Consider the following 25967-nt stretch of genomic DNA (forward strand, 5'->3'; position numbering starts at 1 on the left):
TAAGGAGTGCCTCGCCATGCTCAGCCTCGAGTACCTGCTCACCTCGCTGGTGGTGGTGCTGATCCCGGGCGCCGGGGTGATCTACACCGTCTCCACGGCACTGATCCACGGCCGCCGGGCAGGCGTGATCGCCGCGCTGGGCTGCACGGCCGGCATCGTGCCGCACTTGCTGGCGACCATCCTGGGCCTGGCTGCGGTGCTGCATGCCAGCGCCCTGGCCTTCCAGGGGCTGAAATACGCGGGCGTTGCCTACCTGTTCTATCTGGCCTATGCCACCTGGCGCGACCGCTCGGCCTTTGCGGTCGAGACGGGCGCGGTGCGGTGCAGCGCGGCAAGCCTGATCGCCAAGGCGTTCCTGCTCAATATCCTGAATCCCAAGCTGACGATCTTCTTTCTGGCCTTCCTGCCGCAGTTCATCCAGCCCGGCGCCAGCGACCCGCTGCGGCCGTTGCTGATCCTGAGCGCGACCTTCATGGGCATGACCTTTGCGGTCTTCGTGCTCTATGGCCTGCTGGCGCACCTGTTCCGCACCGCGGTGATCGAATCGACACGCGTGCAGACCTGGTTGCGTCGCGGCTTCGCGGCATCCTTCGCCGGCCTGGGCGCGAACTCGCCCTGGCGGATCGCTGAGCCACACAGACGCCACCTGCCCTCGGCATTGACGCTCCCGGCTCGCTCGGGTAGCGTCCCGATGGTCTACCCCACGGCTGCCCGCCATGCCTACGAACACGCACGACCTACCGTTCACCGGTCCCCGCTCAGGGGAAGCGTCGTTGCGTGTGCCTGGCGCCGCACCACCCCCTGTCTCGGTCGCCCTTGCGCCGCCCCCTGGGCTGGCGAACGCATCGTTCTGACGACCTTTACGCCACTTCCGCGCTGATTCGGCTCGCCTCTGCTGGCCATGCCGCGCACGGCTGTTGCGTCACGACCTGACAGGTGTTCAATGAAAACCATCAAGACTACGTGGGCCGCGTACGGCTCGACCGCGCTGTTCGTCCTGCTCTGGGGCAGCGGCGCAATCTCTTCACGCTGGGCGCTGGACCACAGTTCCGCCTTTGCCATCCTCACCCTGCGCTTCGCCCTGGCGCTGGTCGCCCTGCTGGCGATCGCCGCGCTGCGACGACAGTTCCTGCCGCAACCGGGTAGTCGCCGGCAGGTCCTGGTTTCCGGGCTGGCCCTGATCGGCGGTTATTCGATCTGTTACTTCCTTGCCCTGGAGAACGGCGTGACGCCCGGCGTGCTGGCCACGGTTCTCGGCGTGCAGCCGATCCTGACGCTGGTACTCGTCGAGCGACGCTTCAGTGCGGCGCGTCTCGCCGGCCTGTTGCTGGCGCTGGGTGGGCTGGCGCTGGTGGTGCAGCAAGGCCTGAGCAGCGCAGGCTTCTCTGCCCTGGGCATGCTGTTCGCGCTGCTCGCGCTGGGCTGCGTGACCTTTGGCGCCATCCTGCAGAAGCGCATCGGCCAGGCCCCGCAGCAGGTATTGCCGCTGCAGTACATGGCCAGCCTGCTGCTGTGCCTGCTGTTCGTCCCGTTCAGGCCGTTCGAGGTCGACTGGGTGGCAGGTTTCGTCCTGCCGTGGCTGTGGTTGGGCCTGGTGATCTCGGTTGGCGCGCAGCTGTTGCTGTACCGATTGATCCAGGCCGGCAATCTGGTCAACGTGACAGGTCTCTTCTACCTTGTGCCGGTCGTGACCGCACTGCTCGACCATCTATTGCTCGGCAACGCCTTGCCGCTGCCGGGCTGGATCGGCATGGCGATCATCTTCGCCGGGCTCGGCCTGGCCTTTCGGCAGCGCTAGGCAGCATGCGGCACGCTCTCGCGTGCCGCTCGCGGAGCACAGCAACCCCGCATACCGAACAGGAACGAAACATGAAAAAGGTGCTGGTCAGCTCATGTCTGCTGGGCTGCAAGGTTCGTTACAACGCGGGCGCCCTGAACCTGCCCGCCCCGGCGCTGGAGTGGCTCGAAACGCATGTCGAGCTGGTCGCCTTCTGCCCGGAAGTGGCTGCCGGGCTGCCGACCCCACGCCCACCCGCGGAAATTCGCTCGGCCAGTGGCCAGGACGTGCTCGCCGGACGCGACAGGGTGATGGACATCAGCGGCCAGGATGTCACCGACGCCTTTCTGGACGGTGCCCGCCAGGCCCTGGCCCGCTGCACGGCCGAAGGCATCCACCACGCCATCCTGACCGAGTCCAGCCCCTCCTGCGGCAGCTCCAGCATCTATGACGGCACCTTCAGCGGTATCCGCAAGGCCGGCATGGGGGTGACCGCGGCCCTGCTGAGCGCCAATGGCATTCGGGTATACAGCCAGCACGAGCTCGACCGATTGATCCGCGAGCTGGGGTGAAATCCCTGCGGTGGCTGGCGACGGGCCGAGCCCGACTTCGGCGGGCAAGCTTACGGCATTGTAATTTGGCGACCGGAACCCCCGAGGAAACAGGGCAGTCGTAACCCAGAGACACCGGACACGGCGAACGACGGGATATGGCCATCCGGGCGCGAAGAGGGAAGCAGGTAGCGGCGCATGGAACGGCGCGCGGATGGCTTTCGCCCACCAGTCTGTCGCCTCCAACGAGCGCTGACACCACAGTGCCTGCCCAGCCCAGGAGACACCCTGATGGCCCTCGCCATTCGCTTTCACGACCAGCTCGCCAGCTCCAGCCATTCCTGCCTGCGCGACGATGCCCTCGCCGGCTTCGCCGCCACACCCAAGTGGGCTTCGCCGAAATACTTCTACGACCGCCGCGGCTCGGAACTCTTCGAGCAGATCACCGAGCAGCCGGAGTACTACCCGACGCGCACCGAGGAACGCATTCTGCGCGAAGCGGCCGGCGAGATCGCCGCGATCGCCGGGCCCGAGGCGGACCTGATCGAATTCGGCAGCGGCGCCAGCCGCAAGGTGCGCCTGCTGCTCGAGGCCATGCGCCCGGCCAGCTACCTGGGCATCGACATCTCCGAGGACTTCCTGCGCAGCAGCACGCAGAAGCTCGCGGCCGACTATTCCTGGCTCGACGTGCATGCCCTGTGCGCTGATTTCAGCGATGAGCTGCACCTGCCGGAAGGCTTCGACAGCAGCTGCCCGCTGGCCTTCTTCCCCGGCTCGAGCATCGGCAACTTCACCCCGACCCAGGCGCAGCAGTTCCTCACCCGCCTGCACAGCCTGCTGCCGGTCGGCGGCGGCCTGCTGGTCGGCGTCGACCTGGTCAAGGACAAGGCCGTGCTGGAAGCGGCCTACAACGATGCCGCCGGCGTCACCGCGGCCTTTAACCTGAACCTGCTCGAGCGTATTCGCCGCGAGCTGGACAGCGATATCGACCCCGCGCTCTTCAGCCACAAGGCGATCTTCAACGAAGGCCAGTCGCGCATCGAGATGCACCTGGTCAGCCGCGAGGCGCAGCAGGTGACGATCGAGGGCCGGCGTTTCCGCTTCGCCAAGGGCGAAACGCTGCACACCGAGAATTCCTACAAGTACAGCCTGCAATCCTTCGCCGCCCTGGCCCGCAGCGCCGGCTACACCAGCCTCGCGCAGTGGACCGACGCCGACCGCCTGTTCAGCGTGCATTACCTGCAGCGCACCGCCTGAGCATCGCCCCGGCCGATGCGGCGCCTGTCGCCCTTCGGCCCGCCGCCCCACCGAACGGAGGCCCCCATGGAGCTGCTCGCGCTTTCGCTCATCGTGACCCTCATGTTCATCGCCGGGCTCGCCTTGCAGCGGCCGTGGCAACGGCGCCTACCGGCCTGGCCGCAGCGGGCGCCCTTCCTCGGTGGCGGCCTGCCCGACAGCCATGCGTGGAGCCGCTACCACGTGCGCTATTACCCGATGACGCTGCTGCTGATCGCCTTCGAGATGGAGATGATGTTCATGTACCCCTGGGCGGTGGTCTATGTCGCCGAGGGCATGAAGGCCCTGATGGAAATGGGCATGTTCCTCGCCATTCTCTCGGTGGGCATCGTCTACGCCTGGCGCGAGGGGGTGTTCCGGTGGCAATAGGGCTGCTCGCTCGGCTGGCGGCGGCGCGCCCGGCACCGGTGTTCGTCGCGCTCGGCATGCACGCCGGCCCGGTGCGCGAGACGTTGGCATTGGACCCGCGAGTGGAGCTGGTGGACTCGCCGCGCCACGCCAGTGTGCTGCTGGTCGCCGGCGGCGTTCCGCCCGACCAGCACGAGGCGCTACGCCGGCTGCATGACCAGCTGCCGCGGCCTTCGGCCTCGCTCTGGCTGAGCAGCGAGCCCCTCGCCGAGCTGCCCCATGCCGAGCGTATCGACCATCTGGACGCCGCGCCGGCGGCGATCGCCCATCTGCACCGCGAGTTGCTCGAGGGCTGCCGGCCGGGCGCAGCGCACCTGCTGCCCGATCAACCGCCGCACCCCTGGAAAGGCCTCGGCGCGCATGGCCAGGGTGGCGAGGGCATGATGGGCGGCTATCCCTACGGCCGACCGATGGCCATGGCGATGATGGAGGACCTGCGCGACGGCCTGACGCTCGACTCGCTGTCGTTCACCCTCGGCCCCTTCTACCCGGCGCTGCCGCCCGGCCTGCAACTGCAGCTGACACTGCAGGGCGACCTCGTGCAGATGGCAATGCTCGCCTCGCGCGCCTACCCGCTGCCTGCCGCACCCTGCTGGTTCCAGGCGCTGGAGCGGCCGGTGCCGATCGCCGAGCTGGAAATCGCACGGGCCCGCCATCACCTGCATCGCCTGGCGCACCTACTGCACCTGGCCGGGCTCGACGCGCTGGCCCTCCGCACACTGGCCGATGCCGCGCGACTGGCGCCCGGCCGATCGCTGCCCGCGCTGCGCCGACGTATCCTGCGCAGCGGCCTGCTGCAGGCGCTCGACCCGGGTATCGGCCGGCTCGATACCGGCCAGGCCTACTCGCTCGGCGGCCCGGCCTACCGCGCCGCGGGGCACGACGAGGATGCACGCAGCGAGGACCGGCACTACGCACAGCTGGGGTTTCGCCCGCTCAGCCACCCGGGCGGCGATCTTCGCGCACGGGTCCTGCAATGGCTGGGCGAAATCGAGCAGGCACTTGGCCTGGCTGCCGCGGCCGACGCCCAGGCCCTGGAAACGGCCAGCCAGGCGCAGGTGGAAACGCCTCGCGGCACGATGAGCAACGAGCAGCGACCGACCGACGGCTGCCACCTGTTGCCAGACCTGTTACCGGGGCTGGAATGGAGCCAGGCGCTGCTGCTGATCGCCAGCCTGGACCTGGCGGCCTTGTCGCCTTACCCACAGCCGTCCACGGATCAGGTACCGCAACGGGGGGCAGCCTGATGGTCGCCGATCTGCTGTCGCCGGTGCTCCTGGTACTCGTCACGCTGGTGCTCGGCCCTTACCTGCTGCAGGTGGTCGACGGCGCGATCGGCGCCGCAGTGGCCGGCCGCAGGCCGGGCCGCCTCTGGCTCGAGCCGCTGCAGCGCGGCGCCTGGCTGTGGCTGCAGCCGGCCAACCACACCGAACGCCCCGACAACCTCAACTGGCAGTTCGCCCCCGCGGCCTACCTGGCGCTGGCGGCGGCCGGCCTGGCGGTCGTGCCCTGGTCGGCGACGCTGATCGCCACCGACCTCAGCACCGGCATCGTGCTCTGGGGCTCGGTGGAGGCACTGGCCACGGTGGTGATCTTTCTGCACGGCTGGTCGGCCAACGCGCTGCTGCCGCTGATCGGCGCCTATCGCTACGTGGCGCTGGGCCTGTCCTACATCCTCATCAGCATGTTCGTGCTGATCGGCGTGGCGCTGCCGGCCGAGTCGCTGCAGGTCTCGGCCGTGGTGGAGTCGCAGCGCGAACTCTGGAACCTGATCCGCCAGCCGCTCGGCCTGCCGCTGTTTCTCATCGTCGGGCTTGGTGTGAGCTTCTGGGGCCCGCTGAATTTCGCCGCCCCGGCCGACCTGGCCGGCGGCACCCGCGCCGAGCTCAGCGGCCCCTCGCAGTTGGTCTGGGCCTGGGCGCGCGCGGCGATGCTGGTGGCGTTCAGCGCGATGGCGGCGACCGCCTTTCTCGGCGGCTGGCTCGGGCCCTGGCTGCCCGGCCCGCTGTGGTTGGCGCTCAAGACGCTGGCGGTGATGGCCGTGCTGCTCTGGCTCGGCCACTCCCTGGCGCGGGTCAGCCCCGAACGCTGCGTCACCCTCGCCTGGCTGCTGTTCCTGCCGCTGTCATTCGTCGACCTGATCTGGGCCGGGCTGGAGGCCATGCGCTGATGCTCACCGATGTCGCCTTCTTCGTTTGCGCCGCCGTCGCGCTGTTCACCGGCTGGCGGGTGTTCCGCACCGACTCGATGGTGCGGGCGTCCTTCCTGCTGCTGCTGTCGTTCATCGCCGTCGGGGTGATCATGCTGCTGCTCGCCGCCGAATACCTGGGGGTGGCGCTGTGGTTCATGATGGCCGTGGAGATGACCGTCATGGCGTTGTTCATGGTCATGTTCATGATGAACCCCGCCGGCCTCAACCCGATGAACATGGTGCACCAGCCGCGCCTGGCCCTCGGCGCCGGCCTCGCCATCTTCCTGCTGCTGGGCAGCGTTGCCCTCTTCGCCGACTTCCCCGAGCGCCCGGCGCCGGCCGACCTCGAGCCAGTGCGCTCGCTCGGCCGGGAAATGCTCGGCCCGTCGATGCTGGTGTTCGAGTCGGCCGGGCTGGTGCTGCTGGCCACGATGATCGGCGTGGTGGTGCTCTCCAGCCAGCGCGGCCGCTACGGCGATGCCAGCGAGGGCTCACTCCCGCCGGGGCTGACTCCGGGCGGCGCCCCGGCCGGCCAGCCCGAGAAAAAGGACGGCGAGTCTGGCGGCGAGCATGCGCACCATCACCACTGACGCAACGGAGGCCCGACGATGACCCTGACCACCCTGCTGCTGCTCGCCGCCGGCCTGATCGGCATCGGCGTCTACGGGGCGCTGTCCCAGCAATCGTTCGTCATGCTGATGATGGGCCTGGAGCTGATCCTCAACGGCGTGATGCTGGCGGCGGTGGCGTTTTGGGCCCTGACCGGCGCCGGCATGCCGCAGGGCCAGTTGCTGACCATCGTGGTGATGGCGGTAATGGCGATCGAAATGGCCATGGGCTTCGCCCTGGTGGTGGCGGTCTATCGCGCCAAGCAGGCCGACACCACCGAAGCGCTCGACGGGCTGAAACACTGATGCTCTGGCTGGTCCCGCTCGTGCCGCTGCTGGCGGCGCCGCTGCTCTATGGCCTGTGCCGTGACGGCAGCCGTATGCGCCTCGCCGGGCTGGCCACCGCGGTGGTCCTGACAACTTTCGCGCTCGCTGTGGCGGCACTGCTCGGCGACTGGTCGGGCAGCTACCGCTGGAGTTCGCAGATCCAGCTGACGCTGGCGCTGGCCCCGGCGAGCGCCGTGTTCGCCCTGACCGTGCCGCTGGTGGCGACGCCCATAGTGCTGTATGCCGCCCATCACGAGGCGCAGGCGCCGACACCCGCCGCGCTGGCCCGGCTGATGGCGCTGCTGCTGGCGTTCGTCGGGGCAATGGAGCTACTGGTGCTGGCCGCCGACCTGCTGACCTTGCTGATCGCCTGGGAGCTGGTCGGCGCGCTGTCCTGGTCCTTGATCGGCCATGACTGGCGCGAACGCGGCAACCTGCGCGATGCCGGCTGGGCCTTTCTGGTCACCCGCTTCGGCGACCTGGGGCTGTACATCGCGGCGGCCGCGGCCTTCACCGGCAGCGGCTCATTCGCCTTCACCGCCCTGCCCAGCTTGGAGGGCATGCCGTTGCAGGTCTTCGTCGCGGGCATCGTGCTCGCCTGTGCGGCGAAATCCGCGCAACTGCCGTTCGCGCCCTGGCTGTTTGCCGCGATGGCCGGCCCGACCTCGGTCTCGGCCCTGCTGCACGCTGCCACCATGGTGGCGGCGGGCGTGTACCTGACCATTCGCCTGCATCCGAGCCTGGACGCAGTCGCCTGGTTTGCGCCGCTGGCCATGGCGCTGGGGCTGGCGACGGCGCTGGCCGGTGGCGTGGTGGCCGGCCTGCAGGGGCACGCCAAGAAACTGCTCGCCGCCTCGACCTCCGCGCACTATGGCTTGATGTGGCTGGCGGTCGGCGCCGGCTACCCGGGGGCCGCGCTGCTGCACTTCGTGGTGCATGCGTTCTTCAAGGCCGGCCTGTTCCTGGCCAGCGGCATCGCCGAGCACCAGGTCGGCAGCTATGCGCTCGGCGCCATGCGCCTGGGCCGGCGCCTGCCGGGCATCGCCGTCGCAACGCTCATCGCCAGCCTGGCGTTGGCGGGCGTGCCGCCGCTCGGTGGCGCCTGGAGCAAGGAACAGATCGTCAGCGCAGCGGGCCATCACGGCGCCTGGCTGGCACTGGCGACGATGCTCGCCGGGGCATTCAGCGCGTACTACGCCACCCGCCTGCAGTGGCTGGGGTTCGGCCCGGGCCCCGGCATGCCGCGCACGCCGGGTAGTCGCCCCAGCGGCGCCGAACGCCTGGCCCTGTACCTGCTCAGCGCCGGTGCCCTGCTGCTCTCGCTGCTCTGGTGGCCGGGCCTCGCCGAGGCGATCGGCAGCCGGCTGGGCTTCGTCCTGCCGGCCGGCAAGCCTTGGGAAGTGCTGCTGTCGTGGTTGCTGGTCGGGCTGGGCGTGCTCGGCGGCGCGGTAGCCGTGCGCCAGCAATGGGGCAACGAGGACGAAGCCAACACGCGCCACCCGATGCTCAGCCGCTGGTTCGGCCTGCCCACTTTGGCCACGCGAGGAGCCAGCGCGCTGTTTGCCGCCAGTCATGCCCTGGCGCGTTTCGATGACCGGGTGGTCGACGGCGGCCTGCGCCTGGTGGCGCGCTACGGCTCGGCCGCTCATGCGCTGGCCCGCTTCGACGACCGTGCGGTGGACGGTGGCGTCCGCCTCACCGCACGGGTCGGCGAGGGGCTGGCGCGGCTCGGTGATCGGCGCGGCGAAGCGCTGTTCGACGGCTGGGTCAGCGGCCTGTCGGAGGCCACCGGCGCCCTCGGGCGGCACGTGCGCCGCCTGCAAAGCGGGCAGATGCACCACTACTACACCGGAATTGCCGCGGGCCTCGCCGTGGTGGTCCTGATTCTCGCGATAGGAGGCCTGCCGTGATCCTCACCGCTGCCGTCAGCCTGCCCTTGCTGGGTGCGCTGACCCTTGCACTGCTGCCGCGTTGGAGCGAGGCCGCTTCGCGCACCTTCGCCACCGCGCTGTCGCTCGTTTCGCTGGTTTGCCTGGGCATGGCCTGGCTGCGTTTCGATCCGGGCGGCGCGCTGTTCCAGCAAATAGAGGAAGTGCCCTGGGTGCCGGGCCTGGGCATGGCCTGGCGGCTCGGCGTGGACGGCATAGCCCTGGCGGTGGCGGGCATGAGCGCGCTGGTGTTGGTCGCCAGCATCGTCTATCCGGTCGATACGCGCGGGCGTGCGCCGGCCTACTACGCCTGGCTGCTGTTTCTGCTCGGCGTCTCGCTCGGGGTGTTTCTCGCCCTCGACCTGCTGCTGTTCTACGTATTCTTCGATCTGTCGCTGGTGGGCATGTTCTTTCTCATCGGCCGCTGGGGGCACGGTGAGCGCCAGGCGTCAGCGCTCAAGTTCTTTCTCTACACCTTCTGCGGCTCGCTGCTGATGCTGCTGGCGTTCATCGGCCTGTACCTGTCGGTGGCCCCGCACACCTTCGACATGCGTGTGCTGATCGCCGAACAACCGCTCGCCGGCGCGACGGTTCCGGCCGGGCTGGTGTTCCTCGGGCTGATGATCGGGCTCGGCATCAAGACGCCGCTGGTGCCGGTGCACACCTGGCTGCCGCAGGCACACGTGGACGCGCCGGCGCCGGCCTCGGCGATCCTCGCTGGCGTGCTGCTGAAGATGGGCACCTTCGGCATGCTGCGCATCCCCTTCGCGATGATGCGAGAAACCTTCGCCCACTACGCCTGGGTCATCGCGCTGGTAGCGGTGGTGTCGATTCTCTATGGCGCCTCGGTGGCGCTCGGCCAGCGCAACCTCAAGCGGCGGATCGCCTACACCTCGGTCAACCACATGGGCTATACCGTGCTCGGCCTCGCCGTGGCTGGCGCACTGCTCAGTGGCGATGAAGCGGCGCGGCAGCTGGCGCTGGTCGGCGCTACGGTGGAGATGGTCGCGCACGGCCTGATTACCGGCAGCCTGTTCCTCATCTGCGGCTCGTTCTGGCAGCGCACCGAGGACTACGAGCTCGCCCATTACGGCGGCCTGGCCCGGCGCGCACCGCTGCTGACCGGCTTTGCCGTGCTCGCCGCGTTCGCCAGCCTCGGGCTGCCCGGCCTGGCCGGCTTCGTGGCGGAATTCCATGTGTTCGCCGGGACCTTCGCGGTCTACCCCGGGCTCGCCGTGATCGGCATCTTCGGCATTCTGATCACCGCGGCGCTGTTCCTGCAGACGCTGACTCAGCTGTTCTTCGGCGAGCTGCCGCCGCGTTTGGACGGCTTCAGCAACCTTGGTCGGCGCGAAGGGTGGGTGCTCGGCGTACTGGCCGCGGCGTTCGTGCTTATCGGCGTGGCGCCGCAGTTCCTGGTGGGTGTCGTCGAGGCCAGCGCCGGCTGGCTGCTGGGCCTGCGCTGATGCCGATCGCCGACCTGCTACCGGAGCTCTGCCTGCTGTTCGGCGCGGTGGCCATCGTGCTGGCGTCGGCGTTCCTGCCGCAGCCGCGGCTCGGCGGGATGGCACTGCTGGCGCTCCTGGCGATCGCCTGCTCGGCCGGTTTCGCCGTGGCCCAGTGGGGTGAGCCGCCGCGCCTGACCTTTTCCGGCGTGTGGGCGCTGGACGGCCTGGCCGTGGCGGCGAAGCTCATCGTGCTTGGTGCCAGTGCCGTGGTGGTGCTGCTATCACCGGCCTGGTTCGCCAGCGACCGACGGCATGGCGAGTTCTATGCGCTGTTGCTGTTCGCCGTGCTCGGCGTGCTCATGCTCGCTTCGGCCAGCGACATCATGGAATTGGTAGTGGGGGTGTTGCTGTCCTCGGTGGCGAGCTACCCGTTGGCCGCCTTCCACCGCCGCTTCGCGCCGGCGCTGGAGGCAGGCATGAAGTACTTCCTGGTCGGCGCCCTGACCAACACGCTGCTGTGCATTGGCGCGGTCTGGCTGTTCGGCCTTACCGGCAGCACCGGTTATCCGGCCATCGCCATGGCACTGACGCAGGGTAACGACGGCCTGGCGTTACAGGTGGCGGTCGGTTGCGTGGTAGTCGGCCTGACCTTCAAGCTCGCGGCCTTTCCCGCCCATGCCTGGATGCCCGATGTGGCCCAGGCGTCGCCGGGTCCGGCCGCGGCCTTTCTCACGGTGGTGCCGAAGATCGGTGCCGCTGTTGCCCTGGCTCGGCTACTCGCCCTGTTGCCAGCCGAACTCGATGCGGCGCTATTGGTTGCCGTGCTGGCCGCGGTGACCATGACCCTCGGCAACCTCGTCGCCCTCTGGCAACAGGACCTGCGCCGGCTGCTTGGCTGGTCGGCGGTCGCCCAGTCCGGCTTTGCTCTGATGGCGGTCGCCGTGTTTGGTCGCAGCACCGATGCGGCGAGCACGCTGCTGGTGTTCCTGGCGGCCTACGCAGTGGCCAACCTGGCCGCCTTCGCCGTGGTGATCGCCCTGCGCGGGCGCACCGCATTCACCGACTACGCCGGGCTGGCACGGCGTACACCGGGCGCTGCGGTGGTGCTGATCCTCGCGCTGCTGTCGCTGGTTGGCATCCCGCCACTGGTGGGGTTCTTCGGCAAGTTCATGCTCTACCGCACGGTGCTCGACGGCGGCCTTGGCTGGCTGGCCCTCGTTGCTGCGCTCAATACGGCAATCTCGCTGTTCTACTACCTGAGGGTTGCCGGCACGATCGTCTTCGCCGAGCCTTGCGGCGTCCCAGTGCACTACCTGGAAGGCAATACGGCACGCTCAATGGTCTGGCTAAGCGGGACCCTGCTGGTCGTCGGCGGGATACTGATACAGTGGCTGATCGCGCCGCTGCTGGCCGGTCGGCTGTTGCTAACGCCGTAGTGAATGCATCCATACAGCGGCCAAGCCGCGGCTCATGCGCTAGAAGGCACGCAGCGTACCGGCATGGATAGTGGTGCCCATACATGTTATGGACAGCAAAAAAACTTTTCTCAATTCAGTCGGTTAGTGTATAGTTCACGCGCTTTCCAGCTAGGGAAAGCACTGTCGGGGCGTAGCGCAGCCTGGTAGCGCACTTGCATGGGGTGCAAGGGGTCGAGTGTTCGAATCACTCCGTCCCGACCAAACAAGATAACGGGATCAGTAGCCTTAGGCTCTGATCCCGTTTTCATTTCAGGCTTCATATAGTGACTGGCGATTCTTACATGTAGGGTCGCGCTACTTAAGCAGCACCTGCCTGACCTCCTCCAGCTCGACAATCATCTGCCGAATCAACTGCTTGTACTGGGTAAGGTCGTCACGCGCCTCGTCACTCGATAGGCGTTGCCGGGCACCACCGATGGTGAAGCCCTGCTCGTAGAGAAGCGCGCGAATTTGCCTGATCATGAGCACGTCCTGCCGTTGGTAATAGCGGCGATTACCTCGTCGCTTCACCGGGCTCAGCTGGGGAAATTCCTGTTCCCAGTAGCGCAACACGTGTGGCTTGACCGCACAAAGCTCGCTCACTTCACCGATGGTAAAGTAACGTTTGCCTGGAATTGGCGGTAATTCGTCGTTATGGCTTGGTTCCAGCATAGGCTTCGACTCTGGCTTTGAGTTTCTGGCCGGGGCGGAATGTGACGACTCGGCGAGCAGTGATGGGGATTTCCTCGCCGGTCTTCGGATTGCGGCCGGGACGCTGGCGCTTGTCTCGCAAGTCGAAATTGCCGAACCCCGACAATTTGACTTGCTCGTTATGCTCCAGCGCCTGGCGTATCTCTTCGAAAAAGAGTTCGACCAGCTCCTTGGCCTCGCGCTTGTTCAGGCCTAGCTCTTCATATAGACGTTCGGCCATTTCAGCTTTCGTCAGAGCCCCCATACGCTACTTCCTTAACGTGGCGTTGAACCTTTCTTCCAGAGTGATGATGATCCGCTCCATTGCAGCGGCCACCTCGTCGTCGTTTAGAGTGCGCGCGGAATGCTGCCAGGTCAAGCCGACTGCCATACTTTTGCTAAGCGGATCAATACCTTTACCTTGGTAAACGTCAAACAACCTGAGCTCGCGAAGCGTCTCGCCCGCACAATCCCGAACGCAAGAAAGGATCTCATCGGCCGCAATGTCTCTAGCTACGACAATCGCGAGATCCCGACGTACCTCAGGGAAACGCGAGAGCTCCTGAAACTTTGGCAACCTGCCTTCGCGAATCTCGGCGAGTGAAACTTCGAAAAGATACACGCGCTGCTCGATACCGAGTGCCCGAGCGACCTTTGGGTGCAGCGCCCCCAGGTATCCAACCAGACGACCATTCCGCTCGATCCGGGCAGTCTGACCTGGATGGAGCACAGCCTGCTCATCACGCACGAAGCGGAAATCACGCCCAGCGCCGGCTGCGCCGAGCAAGGCTTCGACGTCCGCCTTCACATCGAAGAAATCTACCTCGACCTGCTCGTTAGCCCATCCCTCAGGATGCCGACTGCCGCAGACGACTCCGGCGAGCATGTTTTCCTGACGCAGTTCGCCCAACTGTCCGACAAAGCGTAATCCTGCCTCAAAGAGGCGAACCCGAGCCTGCTGGCGGTTGAGGTTGTACTGCAACGCTTTGACCAGGCCCGGCCACAGCGACGCCCGCATTGCGGACATATCGGCAGATATCGGATTGGCCAGCTCGAGCGGAGCCACACCCGGTGTGAACAGCTCGAACAACTTGGGATCAATGAAGCTGTAGGTGATGGCCTCTTGATAGCCACGATCGACCAGCACCTGGCGCAAGGCCGCTAGGTCAGCCTGCGCTTCCTGGCTGGACTCTGGGGCCAGACGAGCCTGCGGATAACGAGTCGGAAGTTTGTCGTAGCCGTACAGTCGTCCCAGCTCCTCAATGAGATCGACCTCCAGCGTGACATCAAATCGATGACTGGGTACATCGACCTGCCAACTGTCCTCCGCGCATTCGGAAACGCCGAAACCCAAGGACGCCAACATCGACTCGACCTGAGCTCGATCCATCTCCAGCCCAAGCATCTGATCGATTCGCTCGCCACGCAGTGTAATCGGGGCAGGCTTGGGCAAATGGGCCTCGCTAGCCACCTCTACGACGGGGCCAGCAGCTCCGCCTACGACGTCCAGCAACAGCTCGGTTGCTCGCTCCATCGCCCGCCTGGCGAGCTCCGGATCCACGCCTCGCTCGTAACGATGCGAGGCATCAGTGTGCAACCCGTATGAGCGCGCCTTGCCGGCCAGGGCAATCGGATCGAAAAAAGCGCATTCGAGGAACAGGTCCTTCGTGTCCGCTGCGATACCGCTGTCTTCGCCGCCCATGATGCCAGCGATGGCCAACGGGCGCCGATGGTCCGCGATCACCAGCGTATCGGGCCGCAACGACACCTTCTGTCCGTCGAGCAATACCAGGGGCTCACCTTCGGTGGCCATGCGTACGCGGATTCCGCCTTCGATCTGCTTCAAATCAAAGGCGTGGAGGGGCTGCCCCAACTCGAGCATCACGTAGTTGGTAATGTCCACCACAGCATCGATGCTGCGAATACCGGACCGGCGCAGGCGCTCGACCATCCACAAAGGCGTCAGGCGGCTGACGTCGACGTCACGCAAAACTCGTCCCAGATACCGGGGGCACGCATGAGGCGCCGACACTTCAACTGGGCGGAGATCGTCTGTTGCAACAGGGTTTTGCCCGATCGCCGGCTCACAGACGGACGCGCCGTAAATGGCGCCGACCTCACGAGCAAGGCCGGCAATGGACAGGCAATCGCCGCGATTGGGCGTCAACCCGATTTCGATGCTTACATCATCGAGCCCGAGATAAGCACGCAGATCCTGCCCGGCAGGCGCGTTGTCGGCCAGCTCCATGAGCCCGCCATGAGCATCGCTGATCTTCAACTCGGCTTCCGAACAGAGCATGCCGTGCGACTCGACACCGCGCAGCTTCGCCTTCTTGATCTTGAAATCACCCGGCAACACGGCGCCGACTTGGGCGAAGGGGACTTTAAGTCCGGACCGCACGTTCGGAGCGCCACAAACCACCTGGAACGTCTCTCGACCATTGCTGACCTGACAAACACGCAGTTTGTCGGCATCAGGATGAGGTTCGGTAGAAACGACCTCACCGACCACAACCCCACTGAAGCTGCCGGCTACAGCCTCAACGGCATCGACTTCGAGACCGACCATCGATAGCCGAGCCACCAGCTCTTCACGAGAAACTTCAGGGTTGACCCAGGTACGCAACCACTGCTCACTGAACTTCATTCTGTTCTCCCAAAATTACGGACGTGACTCGGCACTAGCGAAATTGCGCAAGAAACCGCAGGTCGTTATCGAAGAACAGACGCAAGTCATTGACGCCATAGCGCAACATGGCGAGCCGTTCGGCCCCCATGCCAAAAGCAAAGCCTTGATATTTCTCCGGATCGATCCCTGACATGCGCAGCACGTTCGGATGGACCATGCCGCAGCCCATCACTTCGAGCCAACCGGTCTGTTTGCATACGCGACAGCCCTTCCCGCTGCACATCACGCACTGCATATCCACTTCGGCCGACGGCTCAGTAAAGGGAAAGAATGATGGCCGAAAGCGTACGCCCAGAGGTCTCTCGAAAAATACCCGAAGAAACTGCTCGATCGTCCCTTTCAGGTCGGCGAAGCTGATGCCCTCATCGACCAGCAAGCCCTCGACCTGATGGAACATCGGGGAATGCGTGATATCCGAATCGCAGCGATACACGCGGCCAGGACAAACGATGCGAATCGGCGGCTGCTGCGACTCCATCGTGCGCACCTGGACGGGCGAGGTATGGGTGCGCAGCAACATGCTTGCATTGAAGTAGAACGTATCGTGCATCGCCCTGGCCGGATGATGCCCCGGAATGTTCAGTGCCTCGAAGTTATGATAGTCGTCCTCGACTTCAGGCCCCTCCGCAACACAATATCCGATACGCGTGAAGAACTGCTCGATCCGCTCCAGCGTGCGGGTTACCGGGTGCAGGCCTCCTGATTGCTGCCCTCGACCCGGCAAGGTCACGTCGATACATTCGGCGGCCAGTTGCGCACTTAAGGCGGCCCGCTCAAGCTCAACCTTTCGCTCAGAAAGGGCATCTTGGACCTGGCCTTTGGCCGCATTGATCAATGCGCCAGCCTTCGGTCTCTCTTCGGCAGACAGTTTGCCAAGCGATTGCATCAGCTGAGTCAGTTCGCCTTTCTTGCCCAGGTATTGCACCCGGACTTGCTCCAGAGCATTGACGTCTACGCACTGCTGCACGGCATCGAGCGCTTGCGAGACCAGTGCCTCCAGGTTTTCCATGTACAACCTCCCGAGGTTCTTGCAGAACCGCACCGGCCCCACCGGGTTTCCCGTGCACTTTTGCAAAAGCCTCCTTAGATACGAAATAGGGGAAGAGCACAGGCTCTTCCCCTATCGAGTGACATCCGCGACGAATCCGTGGGGACTCGTGATCGTCGGAGCTTAGGCCAGAGAGGCTTTGGCTTTTTCGACAATCGCAGCGAATGCCGCTTTTTCGTTCACTGCCAGATCGGCCAGAACCTTACGGTCGATCTCGATGGCTGCTTTTTTCAGACCGGCGATGAAACGGCTGTAGGACAGACCGTTAACACGCGCACCAGCATTGATACGAGCAATCCACAGAGCACGGAACTGACGCTTGCGCTGACGGCGGTCACGGTAGGCGTACTGGCCAGCCTTGATCACCGCCTGCTTGGCAACGCGGAACACACGCGAGCGCGCACCGTAGTAGCCTTTGGCGAGTTTCAGAATTTTCTTGTGACGGCGACGAGCGATGACGCCACGCTTAACACGAGCCATGAGTTATTTCTCCAGGTCTTGACCGAATCAACGAACGCGCAGCATGCGCTCCACTTTTGCAACGTCAGACGGATGCACTTGCGAGCAACCGCGCAGCTGACGCTTACGCTTGGTGGACATTTTGGTCAGGATGTGGCTCTTGAAGGCGTGCTTGTGCTTGAAGCCGTTTGCAGTCTTCTTGAAGCGCTTTGCAGCACCACTTTTGGTTTTCATCTTTGGCATGTTCGTACTCCGCATTCAATAACAACAGTCAACCATCAGGCCTGCCAGTGCCCGGTAGGTTACTTACGCTTCTTGGGAGCGATGACCATCATCAGCTGGCGTCCTTCCAGCTTAGGATGCTGTTCGACGGTACCAAGCTCAGCGAGGTCTGCTTCGACCCGCTTGAGCAACTCCATCCCCAGCTCCTGGTGAGCCATCTCACGGCCGCGGAATCGCAAGGAAACCTTGGCCTTGTCCCCCTCTTCAAGGAAACGTACCAGGTTGCGTAGCTTTACCTGGTAATCCCCTTCTTCCGTCCCTGGACGAAACTTCACTTCTTTGATCTGAACCTGTTTCTGGTTCTTCTTTGCCGCTGCGGCCTGCTTCTTCTTTTCGAAAAGGTGCTTGCCGTAATCCATGATTCGGCAGACCGGAGGAGTCGCATCCGCGGAAATCTCCACCAGGTCAAGCTTGGCCTCTTCGGCGACACGCAACGCTTCATCAATCGAGACGATGCCAATTTGCTCCCCATCGGAGCCGATCAAACGCACTTCGCGTGCGGTAATGTTCTCGTTGATCGGGGCCTTGGGTTGAGCTCTTCTATCTTGTCTCATTTCACGCTTAATAGTGATTACTCCGATTCTTGGCGACCACGCCGGGAAACCGCCTGTGCCAGCAACTGGGCGAACTGCTCGAGAGGCATGGAGCCCATGTCGACGCCTTCGCGGGTGCGCACAGCAACGGATCGTGTTTCGACTTCCCGATCCCCAATAACCAAGAGATAGGGAGTCTTGAGCAAAGTATGCTCGCGGATTTTAAAGCCGATCTTCTCGTTTCTCAAGTCGGCCTTGACACGGAAGCCGCTCTGAGCGAGCACCCTCTCAGCCTCGAGCGCAAAATCAGCCTGCTTGTCGGTGATGTTCATGATCACCGCCTGGGTCGGCGCAAGCCAAGCCGGGAAGGCCCCAGCATAATGCTCGATCAGCATTCCGATGAAACGCTCGAAGGACCCCAGGATCGCGCGATGCAGCATCACTGGGCGCTTGCGCTGGTTATCTTCAGCAATGTAGCTGGCATCCAGTCGCTCAGGCAGGTTCGGATCGTATTGCAGCGTACCGCACTGCCAGTTCCGCCCCAGACAGTCGCGCAGGGTAAATTCGATTTTCGGCCCGTAGAAAGCGCCCTCACCCGGCTGGTAATCCCACGCCAGACCAGACTCATTCAGCGCATCGGCCAGCGCACCCTCAGCGCGATCCCAGAGCTCTTCCGAGCCAACGCGCTTGGCCGGCCGAGTGGAAAGCTTCATGGCGATGTCGCTGAAGCCGAAGTCTGCGTAGACCTTGAGAGTCAGCCTGATGAAATCGGCCGCCTCTTTCTTGACCTGCTCTTCGGTACAGAAGATGTGCGCGTCGTCTTGAGTGAACGCACGCACGCGCATAATGCCGTGCAGCGCACCGGAAGGCTCATTGCGATGGCAAGCGCCGAACTCCGCCATGCGCAAAGGCAGCTCACGGTACGACTTCAGACCCTGGTTGAAGATCTGCACATGACACGGGCAGTTCATCGGCTTCACCGCATAGTCGCGGCTTTCCGATTCCGTCGTGAACATGTTCTCGGCGTAATTGGACCAATGGCCTGACTTCTCCCACAGGATGCGATCAACGACCTGCGGGGTGCGAACCTCGACATAACCGTTCTCACGCTGCACTTGGCGCATGTACTGCTCGAGCACCTGATACAGGGTCCAGCCATTGGGATGCCAGAAAACCATACCCGGCGCTTCTTCCTGGGTATGAAACAGATCCAACTGCTTGCCGATGCGACGATGATCGCGCTTCTCAGCTTCTTCGATGCGCTGGATATACGCTGCCAGCTGCTTCTTGTCAGCCCAGGCGGTGCCATAGATGCGCTGCAACTGCTCGTTCTTGGCATCACCACGCCAGTAGGCACCGGACAGCTTGGTCAGCTTGAATGCCTTGAGGAAGCGCGTGTTGGGCACATGCGGACCACGACACATGTCGACATATTCTTCGTGGTAGTACAGCCCCATGGCCTTCTCGTCCGGCATATCCTCGACCAGCCGCAACTTGTAGTCTTCACCACGGGACTTGAATACTTCGATCACCTGAGCACGAGGCGTCATCTTTTTGATGACATCGTAATCCTTGTCGATCAGCTCTTTCATGCGCTGCTCGATAGCCGCCAGGTCTTCCGGCGTGAAGGGGCGCTCATAGGAGATATCGTAAAAGAAGCCCTCGTCGATAACCGGCCCAATGACCATCTTCGCCGACGGATAGAGCTGCTTGACAGCGTGCCCGACGAGGTGCGCGCAGGAATGACGGATGATCTCCAGCCCCTCTTCGTCCTTCGGCGTGATGATTTGCAACGTGGCGTCATGATCGATCACGTCACAGGCATCTACGAGACGGCCATCAACTTTGCCAGCGAGCGTCGCCTTGGCGAGCCCCGCCCCGATGGACTGCGCCACCTCGGCAACACTTACCGGATGATCGAATGCACGCTGACTGCCGTCAGGAAGAGTAATGATGGGCATGGCGCCTCCTTTCCTAGTGGTGACCCCTACCAAAGGCCACATGGGGTGGGATGAGCCAGGAAAGCGATCCACCGGGCCAATCCACCGCACACTGGTGGGAGCATTGAGAGCCTGGCGAACCGAAGTCACTGGAAAAAAGAGCCCGGCATGCTTTCAGAAAGCAGGCCACAGGGCAAGCAGACCAAAAAAAAGGGTCGCTTTCGCGACCCTTTTTCGATTTGGTAGGCACAATTGGACTCGAACCAACGACCCCCACCATGTCAAGGTGGTGCTCTAACCAACTGAGCTATGTGCCTTCGTTGGGTGCGCATTCTATAGATTCGAAGAATAGCGTCAAGCGTTTTTTCGCTAACCTACTGAAAATTTTTTGTTTTTCGTCTTTCGGCAAGCGGGTTCGGCCAGTGGCTGACAGCGCCCTTGGTGTCCAGCTAGTATCGCGTCAAATATTCACAACAGGTTGAGCGAAATGGCGCACATCGACTATCCAGCCTCGTATTATGCAGCCTCGGCCAACAAAGCCCCTGCCCGCCCGCGACTACAGGAGGCAGTAGAAACCGATGTTTGTATCATCGGCGCGGGTTATACGGGCCTTTCCACGGCTTTTTCCTTGCTTGAGCAGGGATACCGAGTGGTCGTATTGGAGGCTGCAGGCGTCGGATTCGGTGCGTCCGGGCGCAACGGTGGCCAGATCGTCAACAGCTATAGCCGGGACATCGACACGATCGAGCGAACCGCTGGCGCGCACGAAGCGGCGCTGATAGGAGCAATGGCATTTGAAGGGGCCCGGATCATCCGTGAACGCATCAGGCAGTACGACATCGACTGCGACCTCAAGGACGGCGGGATCTTTGCTGCCCTCAGCACGAAACAGATGCGACACCTGGAGGGCCAGAAAGCCCTCTGGGAGCGCTACGGTTACCAGCACCTCGAAATGCTGGATGGCCAGGACATTCGGAGCGAGGTTGCCAGCGACCGATACGTTGGCGGCATGCTGGATCGACAAGGCGGCCATATACATCCGCTCAACCTCGCACTGGGCGAGGCCCTGGCGGTCGAACGTCTAGGCGGCAGGATCTTCGAGCAATCCCCCGCGATCAAGATCGAGCGAGGGCAACGCCCAATGGTTCGAACCCCAGAAGGCCAGGTAAGCGCACGGTTCGTCGTGGTCGCCGGCAACGCATACCTGGGAAATCTGGTCCCGGAACTTGCCGCGAAGTCGATGCCCTGCGGCACCCAAGTCATCGCGACGGAGCCACTTGCTGCCGAAATCGCTAGCAGCCTCTTGCCGCACGATTACTGTGTCGAGGATTGCAATTACCTGCTGGACTATTACCGGCTATCTGCCGACCGCCGCCTGATCTATGGAGGAGGCGTCGTATACGGAGCTCGAGACCCGGCAGATGTAATATCCGTCATCCGACCGAAGATGCTGGCGACGTTTCCGCAGTTACGCGAGGCGAAGATCGAATTTGCCTGGACGGGCAATTTCCTCCTCACTCTCTCGCGCCTGCCGCAGGTCGGACGGCTGGGCGATAACATCTACTACTCACAGGGCTGCAGCGGGCACGGGGTGACCTATACGCATCTTGCCGGCCGGATCGTTGCCGAAGCCATCAAAGGCCAAGCCGAGCGCTTCGATGCTTTCGCCAGCCTGCGCCACTATCCGTTCCCCGGCGGGCAGCGGTTTGGCGCCCCTATCAGCGCACTGGGTGCACTCTACTACTCGCTGCGTGATCGCCTCGGCTTTTAACGTTACGACTATGGGCAGCGAGGCGGCGCGCGACAGGCATGAGCGGGCCGCGAGGAGGCCTCGACATCACCGGACTGCGCCCCCACCTGTGAGGCGCACCGACGAGCCACCGCTGCACCCGCTGTACACCCGCGCTCCGCTAACAGCTGGGCCAGGTTGTTCCAGGCGGGAGCGAAGTGACCGTCGGCGATGATCGCCTGGCGAAACGCTCGCTCCGCCTCTCCAAATTGCCTGCCCGCGTATTGACTATTGCCCAGCGCGAACCAGGACAGTGCACTGCCCCACCGTTCGACGGCCGTGCGGTAGGCCACACTGGCCTGCTGCACTCCTTGCGTTTGCTCCAAATCGCTGGCCGCCTGAAGCCAGCGCAGCTCTTGCGCCGTTGCTGGCAGGCGGCTGGGAGGCAACGTCAGGATCGCCCAGCGCTCCCCCTTGGCCCAGCTCCGCTCAAACTGCGCAAAGCTCCCAACCCATCGGCGCGTAGTACCCGAGCGCAGGATGATTTGCTGCTCTGCCAGGTCGTAACCCACGACGACCGCGAAGTGCCACTGCGGCCATCGATCAAACGCCAGATTCTGCAATACCAGCACGGGGTTTCCTGCCGCAACCTCGGCCAGAACCGTCTCCAGTCGAGGTTGCAACGGATAGACCAGCAAGCCCGCAGCCCGGGAGGCTGCCACCAGTTCGACCTGCAAGCTGCCTTTTCGGGATGGCAGATAGACCTGCCCGACCAGATCCTCCGGAGTCACAGCAATATTGCGCTGTGCAAGCATGGTCGCCAGGGCAGCAGGCCCACACTGATAGTCCTGCTGGGGAAAAAAGGGCACCTCGGTCAACTCGATCCTTGGCGGCAGCCCTTTCCCTTCGATGGCGACCCGATGCTGTGCGCAGCCGCCCAGCGCAAGCGCTACGCACAGCGCAACGAGCAGTCGGATCAACGGTTGATGCAATTGACGAAGTTGAAGATGTTGGTCGCACAGAGCATGTCAGTGATGATGAAAATCACCAGAAACAGGACGATGATGCCGACGACACCGGCGCCAGCGGGAGCGTTATCCAACTGCTGATTGAACTGCGCCAGTTCCGCTGGCGTCAGACTGTTGATGCGCTTTTCGACCTGCTGCCGCTCGACTCCCATTGACTCGAGCTTTTTCTGCACGTCCTGGTCGTCGAGCATGCCGAGCAATTGCTGGCGATCGACCTGCTGCTGATGTTCCGACAGGATTTCCGGCGTACCGATCATGGCCGCCTGAGCCTGAGGAACCTGAACAACAAGCAGCGCGTGCATCATCAACACCACTGCAGCGATACGCCGTAGAAAAGACGAAGTGAACATAGCGAAACCCCTTTTTGGTTGTTTTATCCACACCGCACAACTCACCGAACTGAGACGGCCCGGCGTCGTTTCGGTTCCTTTCCACAATCTCAAGCAAAGCATAAGGAATGAAGGTCTATGCATGTTTCAGCAAAGCACCTCTGGGCGATTCTTGCAGTGTCGTCTCTCGGCGCTTGCAGTTCGCCGCCTCCAGCCACCCACTCTCCGAGCATCCAGGGATGCAATGCCGAAGCCGTTCATTCAATGATCGGCAAGACAGCGACCCCGGCCCTGCTCGAAAAGGCCCGAGAGCTTGCGGACGCTCAGCGCGCACGCGTACTGCGTCCTAATGACGTGGTGACATTGGAATACGACTCACAGCGGCTGAACCTGCATACCGATGAAGAACTGACCATCGAGCGCATTCACTGCGGATAGAAATAACGGGCCGGCCTCGACGGAGCACCGGCCCGCCAGCTACCGACTACTGAGCCACCGCCTTGCGCATATGCAGATTGGTTGCCGAAACAGGCCTTGGAGGCGTCAACAGGAAGCTCAGATTGAAGCGCGTAATGACCCACTGCGCAGCCAGCGGCGCCAGCAAGCCAACCAACGTGCCGACGACCAGATGCAGAGGAATCGAGTCGATGCCCATGAACTTGCCGAGAATCACCCTCGCCCCGCTACCGGCCAGGATGTGCATCAGATAGATCGTCATGGACGACGCCCCGATGAACAACAGCCAGTCGACACGGAACTGCCCGAGCCACATCGATAGGGCCGTCATGAAAAAGATCGACACGGTCGCCAACGCAAGCACTGGCAGCCCGCCCACGGTGTAATTCAGGCCATAGGTCACATGGAACAGGTATTGGCCGACGACGAACAAGACACCGAAGAAAGCGCTCAACTGGGCGCAACGAGCCATGAAGAAAGCCTTCACTTCGTTGAACCAGACCCCGAGGGCAAAGAACACCGTGTTACCCAGAATGAAACGAAGCGGCCCCTCGGTGGCAATGTCCTTTTGAAAAACAAAAAGCAAACCGAACAGCACTACGAGTGGCAGAAAGTAGCGACGGTCCGCCCGGCTGTAGGTGAAAGCGCAAACCACGAACACCAGGAACAGGGCATACAGGAACCAGAACTGCGCCCGAGGCATCCATAACAGCGACAGCACCTCTGTCACGGTTACCTGGCCGTTGGTGTATCTGGACAGCACGACCTCGATGAAGCCCTGCAAAAGAGACCAGACGATAAACGGGTAGACGATCGTGTCGACCTTGTTGATGATCAGGCCACCCTTCCCGCGCTTGACCAGCGAATCGTAAAAGAACAGCCCCGACAGAAAGAAGAACAGCGGCATGTGGAAGCTGTAGATAATGCTGTCGACCAGCGCGTACCGGGCTTCATCCATCGGCAGCCCGGCATTGAAGACGCCGCGTGCTACATGCCCGTATACCACCAGAATGATCCCGATCGCTTTGGCGTAGTCGACCCAGACGTTTCTCTCCTTCATCGTTCTGTTCTCCTTGTTTTCGTGGGCGAAACGAAGACGGCCCCCGCCAGCGAGGCAGGTGGTGGAGATAGACAACCCAATGCCGGCTTTGTTTAACCTTGCACCTGCCGACCATCGGCTCAGCTCCCAACTGCGCCTCAGGCATGCCCTCCCAACCATCAAGGACCTACGATGGAAACAGATGCTCGCAGCGCAACGTCCGTACTGATTCTCGCCGGCGGTCGCGGCCAGCGTATGGGCGGCCGGGACAAGGGCCTGATCAGTTGGCGCGGCAAACCCCTGATTCAATGGCTATGTGACGCTGCGCGCCCGGTAACCGACGACTTGCTGATCTCCTGCAATCGCAATCACGACGCCTATGCCCGACACGCAGACCGGCTGGTATGCGATGACGACGACACATTTCCGGGCCCATTGGCAGGCATTCGCGCCGGATTGGCGGCTGCGCGCCACGCTCGCTTGCTCGTACTGCCATGCGATACCCCACTGATAGATAGCAGCCTGCTCTGGGCCATGCTCCACAAGGCGCTCGAAAGACCCGACCAGCCACTCATGCTGCGCCAGCGCGGCCAACTGGAGCCGCTGTTCTGCGTCATTCCAAAACGCCTGGCGGCGACATTTGAGCGATCCTGGCAACAGGGTTTGCGCAGCCCCCGCCAAGTACTCCTGGCTCAGTCCTGCGCGCTCCTGGACCTGGACGACACGGATCCACGTCTGGCCAACCTCAACGACCCCACTCTACTTCGACAAGCGCTCCCAGACGGAACTTGACCCGGCTTGGCGCCATCACAGGATGCAAAGAAGTCAATCCAAGAAGGAAATCCGTATGCGCCCAATTCTTCCGACCTGCGTGATTGCCGCCGGCTTTGCATTGTTGACCGGTTGCGCGAACCCGAGCGTCATAACGCTGAACGATGGCCGGGAAATCCAGACCATGGATACCCCCGAGTACGACGACGAGTCTGGCTTCTATGAATACGAGCAACTCGATGGCAAGCCAGGCAAAGTGAACAAGGACCGTGTCCGCACAGTACGTGAGCTGTAAGCGCTCCCTACACGCCAAGCCAGCCAATCGGCCTGGCTTGGCCCCCAAGCAAAAAATTTCGCTTAACCTCTTGTCGAGCAAAACTTTTTCTGTAGAATGCGCGCCATCTTTCGGAGCGTAGCGCAGCTTGGTAGCGCGTCTCGTTCGGGACGAGAAGGTCGCTGGTTCGAATCCAGTCGCTCCGACCATATCCCGCTCTCAGCACTGTTGAGAGGCAATAAAAAACCGGCCTTGCGCCGGTTTTTTATTGCCTAGAATTCGCCTCGCCTGCTTCGTCATCGCTGCAGAAACAGCACGACCTGCTCGAGTTCGAACGGCCAATCGAGCTCTTCGCCGCTGTCCGCCCTGCGCAGCACCGGGATCCGCAAGCCATACTCGTCCACCCAGCGCTCGTCATCGGCGATGTCCAGCAACTCGACGAGCAGGCCTCGCTCCACGAGCGGCATCAATAATCCTTCTGCCTGCTCGCACAGGTGACACCCCAGGGTTCCGAACAATTGGCATTCGGGCAGCATTCGCGCCTCCTGCAGAAGAAAATCACACGCTTTACAGCCCCCGCCAGCAAGGCGTTATCTTGCAAACACGCAAGCCTGTCGCTCGCAAAGCGTGACATTCGACTCAGTGTAATGTCAGCGCCACCGACACCTGTTCGACTCGCATGCCCCAAACCGCTACGATACGCGGCGTC

The 25967-nt window shown here is 63.2% G+C and carries 27 protein-coding genes, 3 tRNA genes and 1 pseudogene; 18 read left to right on the plus strand and 13 right to left on the minus strand.

Annotated elements, in window-relative coordinates; all coding sequences use genetic code 11:
* Positions 1-16: 16 nt before the first annotated feature.
* The 13 genes and pseudogenes from AC0KXH_RS10705 to AC0KXH_RS10765 all read left to right on the plus strand — a co-directional run bounded on the left by AC0KXH_RS10705 (position 17) and on the right by AC0KXH_RS10765 (position 12213).
* Positions 17-630: pseudogene (locus tag AC0KXH_RS10705) on the plus strand (LysE family translocator).
* Positions 631-943: 313 nt separating this feature from the next.
* Positions 944-1798, plus strand: coding sequence for a DMT family transporter (locus tag AC0KXH_RS10710; protein WP_488223383.1), 855 nt, complete (start codon positions 944-946; stop codon positions 1796-1798).
* A gap of 71 nt (positions 1799-1869) precedes the next feature.
* Entirely contained in the window at positions 1870-2349 is a 480-nt protein-coding gene (locus tag AC0KXH_RS10715; protein WP_061341455.1) for a 2-thiouracil desulfurase family protein, read from the plus strand.
* Positions 2350-2619: 270 nt separating this feature from the next.
* Positions 2620-3585, plus strand: a complete 966-nt coding sequence (gene egtD, locus AC0KXH_RS10720) for an L-histidine N(alpha)-methyltransferase (protein ID WP_488223384.1) — start codon at positions 2620-2622, stop codon at positions 3583-3585.
* Positions 3586-3651: 66 nt separating this feature from the next.
* Positions 3652-3993, plus strand: coding sequence for an NADH-quinone oxidoreductase subunit A (locus AC0KXH_RS10725; protein WP_041105066.1), 342 nt, complete (start codon positions 3652-3654; stop codon positions 3991-3993).
* Positions 3984-5279 carry a hypothetical protein gene (locus tag AC0KXH_RS10730; RefSeq protein WP_488223385.1) on the plus strand — a complete coding sequence of 432 codons (1296 nt, stop codon included), beginning with the start codon at positions 3984-3986 and terminating at the stop codon, positions 5277-5279. Before AC0KXH_RS10725 ends, AC0KXH_RS10730 begins: the two co-directional genes overlap by 10 nt.
* Positions 5279-6202 carry a complex I subunit 1 family protein gene (locus AC0KXH_RS10735; protein ID WP_488223386.1) on the plus strand — a complete coding sequence of 308 codons (924 nt, stop codon included), beginning with the start codon at positions 5279-5281 and terminating at the stop codon, positions 6200-6202. Before AC0KXH_RS10730 ends, AC0KXH_RS10735 begins: the two co-directional genes overlap by 1 nt.
* On the plus strand, positions 6202-6813 hold the full coding sequence (locus AC0KXH_RS10740) for an NADH-quinone oxidoreductase subunit J (protein ID WP_224109992.1): 612 nt from the start codon (positions 6202-6204) through the stop codon (positions 6811-6813). The genes AC0KXH_RS10735 and AC0KXH_RS10740 overlap by 1 nt, the downstream gene beginning before the upstream one ends.
* Before the next feature lie 18 nt (positions 6814-6831).
* The gene (nuoK, locus tag AC0KXH_RS10745; RefSeq protein WP_041105060.1) at positions 6832-7137 is read left to right on the plus strand and encodes an NADH-quinone oxidoreductase subunit NuoK; all 306 of its coding nucleotides are present in this window, start codon (positions 6832-6834) and stop codon (positions 7135-7137) included.
* The gene (locus AC0KXH_RS10750; RefSeq protein ID WP_488223387.1) at positions 7137-9068 is read left to right on the plus strand and encodes an NADH-quinone oxidoreductase subunit 5 family protein; all 1932 of its coding nucleotides are present in this window, start codon (positions 7137-7139) and stop codon (positions 9066-9068) included. The genes nuoK and AC0KXH_RS10750 overlap by 1 nt, the downstream gene beginning before the upstream one ends.
* The gene (locus tag AC0KXH_RS10755) at positions 9065-10552 is read left to right on the plus strand and encodes a complex I subunit 4 family protein (protein WP_488223388.1); all 1488 of its coding nucleotides are present in this window, start codon (positions 9065-9067) and stop codon (positions 10550-10552) included. Before AC0KXH_RS10750 ends, AC0KXH_RS10755 begins: the two co-directional genes overlap by 4 nt.
* On the plus strand, positions 10552-11970 hold the full coding sequence (locus AC0KXH_RS10760; RefSeq protein ID WP_488223389.1) for an NADH-quinone oxidoreductase subunit N: 1419 nt from the start codon (positions 10552-10554) through the stop codon (positions 11968-11970). The genes AC0KXH_RS10755 and AC0KXH_RS10760 overlap by 1 nt, the downstream gene beginning before the upstream one ends.
* 166 nt (positions 11971-12136) lie before the next feature.
* Positions 12137-12213, plus strand: a tRNA-Pro gene (locus AC0KXH_RS10765).
* Positions 12214-12306: 93 nt separating this feature from the next.
* Here AC0KXH_RS10765 and AC0KXH_RS10770 read toward each other — a convergent pair.
* The 9 genes from AC0KXH_RS10770 to AC0KXH_RS10810 all read right to left on the minus strand — a co-directional run bounded on the left by AC0KXH_RS10770 (position 12307) and on the right by AC0KXH_RS10810 (position 19949).
* Positions 12307-12663 (minus strand): MerR family transcriptional regulator, encoded by a 357-nt coding sequence (locus AC0KXH_RS10770; RefSeq protein ID WP_041105054.1) that lies wholly within the window; start codon positions 12661-12663, stop codon positions 12307-12309.
* Complete coding sequence (gene ihfA, locus AC0KXH_RS10775; RefSeq protein WP_011913482.1) at positions 12644-12946, minus strand: integration host factor subunit alpha; 303 nt, start codon at positions 12944-12946, stop codon at positions 12644-12646. Before ihfA ends, AC0KXH_RS10770 begins: the two co-directional genes overlap by 20 nt.
* A gap of 3 nt (positions 12947-12949) precedes the next feature.
* Positions 12950-15328, minus strand: a complete 2379-nt coding sequence (gene pheT / locus AC0KXH_RS10780; protein ID WP_488223390.1) for a phenylalanine--tRNA ligase subunit beta — start codon at positions 15326-15328, stop codon at positions 12950-12952.
* Between the two features lie 34 nt (positions 15329-15362).
* Positions 15363-16379: a phenylalanine--tRNA ligase subunit alpha gene (gene pheS / locus AC0KXH_RS10785; RefSeq protein WP_488223391.1), complete on the minus strand. Its 1017-nt coding sequence runs from the start codon at positions 16377-16379 to the stop codon at positions 15363-15365.
* A gap of 162 nt (positions 16380-16541) precedes the next feature.
* Complete coding sequence (gene rplT, locus AC0KXH_RS10790) at positions 16542-16898, minus strand: 50S ribosomal protein L20 (RefSeq protein ID WP_041105045.1); 357 nt, start codon at positions 16896-16898, stop codon at positions 16542-16544.
* Between the two features lie 27 nt (positions 16899-16925).
* Positions 16926-17120, minus strand: coding sequence for a 50S ribosomal protein L35 (gene rpmI, locus AC0KXH_RS10795; protein ID WP_003289526.1), 195 nt, complete (start codon positions 17118-17120; stop codon positions 16926-16928).
* A gap of 59 nt (positions 17121-17179) precedes the next feature.
* Positions 17180-17731 (minus strand): translation initiation factor IF-3, encoded by a 552-nt coding sequence (gene infC, locus AC0KXH_RS10800; protein ID WP_173425365.1) that lies wholly within the window; start codon positions 17729-17731, stop codon positions 17180-17182.
* Positions 17731-19653 (minus strand): threonine--tRNA ligase, encoded by a 1923-nt coding sequence (gene thrS, locus AC0KXH_RS10805; protein WP_041105040.1) that lies wholly within the window; start codon positions 19651-19653, stop codon positions 17731-17733. The genes infC and thrS overlap by 1 nt, the downstream gene beginning before the upstream one ends.
* A 219-nt stretch (positions 19654-19872) precedes the next feature.
* Positions 19873-19949: transfer RNA gene (locus AC0KXH_RS10810), tRNA-Val, on the minus strand.
* A gap of 170 nt (positions 19950-20119) precedes the next feature.
* Between AC0KXH_RS10810 and AC0KXH_RS10815 the strand changes: the two genes are divergently transcribed.
* Positions 20120-21403 (plus strand): NAD(P)/FAD-dependent oxidoreductase, encoded by a 1284-nt coding sequence (locus AC0KXH_RS10815; RefSeq protein WP_488223392.1) that lies wholly within the window; start codon positions 20120-20122, stop codon positions 21401-21403.
* An 8-nt stretch (positions 21404-21411) separates the two neighbouring features.
* Here AC0KXH_RS10815 and AC0KXH_RS10820 read toward each other — a convergent pair whose 3' ends face one another.
* A complete protein-coding gene (locus AC0KXH_RS10820; protein ID WP_488224604.1) occupies positions 21412-22338 on the minus strand; it encodes a PA2778 family cysteine peptidase in 927 nt (308 codons plus the stop codon).
* On the minus strand, positions 22338-22739 hold the full coding sequence (locus tag AC0KXH_RS10825; protein ID WP_041105036.1) for a PA2779 family protein: 402 nt from the start codon (positions 22737-22739) through the stop codon (positions 22338-22340). Before AC0KXH_RS10825 ends, AC0KXH_RS10820 begins: the two co-directional genes overlap by 1 nt.
* Positions 22740-22856: 117 nt before the next feature.
* On the opposite strand from AC0KXH_RS10825, the gene AC0KXH_RS10830 reads away from it, so the two are divergent.
* On the plus strand, positions 22857-23156 hold the full coding sequence (locus AC0KXH_RS10830; protein WP_488223393.1) for an I78 family peptidase inhibitor: 300 nt from the start codon (positions 22857-22859) through the stop codon (positions 23154-23156).
* A 46-nt stretch (positions 23157-23202) separates the two neighbouring features.
* Here the strand turns inward: AC0KXH_RS10830 and AC0KXH_RS10835 are convergent, their stop codons facing one another.
* On the minus strand, positions 23203-24234 hold the full coding sequence (locus tag AC0KXH_RS10835; protein WP_488223394.1) for an acyltransferase family protein: 1032 nt from the start codon (positions 24232-24234) through the stop codon (positions 23203-23205).
* 171 nt (positions 24235-24405) lie between these two features.
* Between AC0KXH_RS10835 and mobA the strand changes: the two genes are divergently transcribed.
* The 3 genes from mobA to AC0KXH_RS10850 all read left to right on the plus strand — a co-directional run bounded on the left by mobA (position 24406) and on the right by AC0KXH_RS10850 (position 25467).
* Positions 24406-25005 carry a molybdenum cofactor guanylyltransferase MobA gene (mobA, locus tag AC0KXH_RS10840; protein WP_488223395.1) on the plus strand — a complete coding sequence of 200 codons (600 nt, stop codon included), beginning with the start codon at positions 24406-24408 and terminating at the stop codon, positions 25003-25005.
* Positions 25006-25060: 55 nt separating this feature from the next.
* Positions 25061-25279 (plus strand): YgdI/YgdR family lipoprotein, encoded by a 219-nt coding sequence (locus AC0KXH_RS10845; protein WP_041105032.1) that lies wholly within the window; start codon positions 25061-25063, stop codon positions 25277-25279.
* A 111-nt stretch (positions 25280-25390) separates the two neighbouring features.
* Positions 25391-25467 (plus strand) — tRNA-Pro (locus tag AC0KXH_RS10850).
* Between the two features lie 87 nt (positions 25468-25554).
* On the opposite strand, the gene AC0KXH_RS10855 is transcribed toward AC0KXH_RS10850, so the two are convergent.
* Positions 25555-25794, minus strand: a complete 240-nt coding sequence (locus AC0KXH_RS10855) for a glutaredoxin family protein (RefSeq protein ID WP_041105031.1) — start codon at positions 25792-25794, stop codon at positions 25555-25557.
* Positions 25795-25967: the final 173 nt, after the last annotated feature.

This window comes from Stutzerimonas sp. CXK-1, assembly GCF_057738225.1.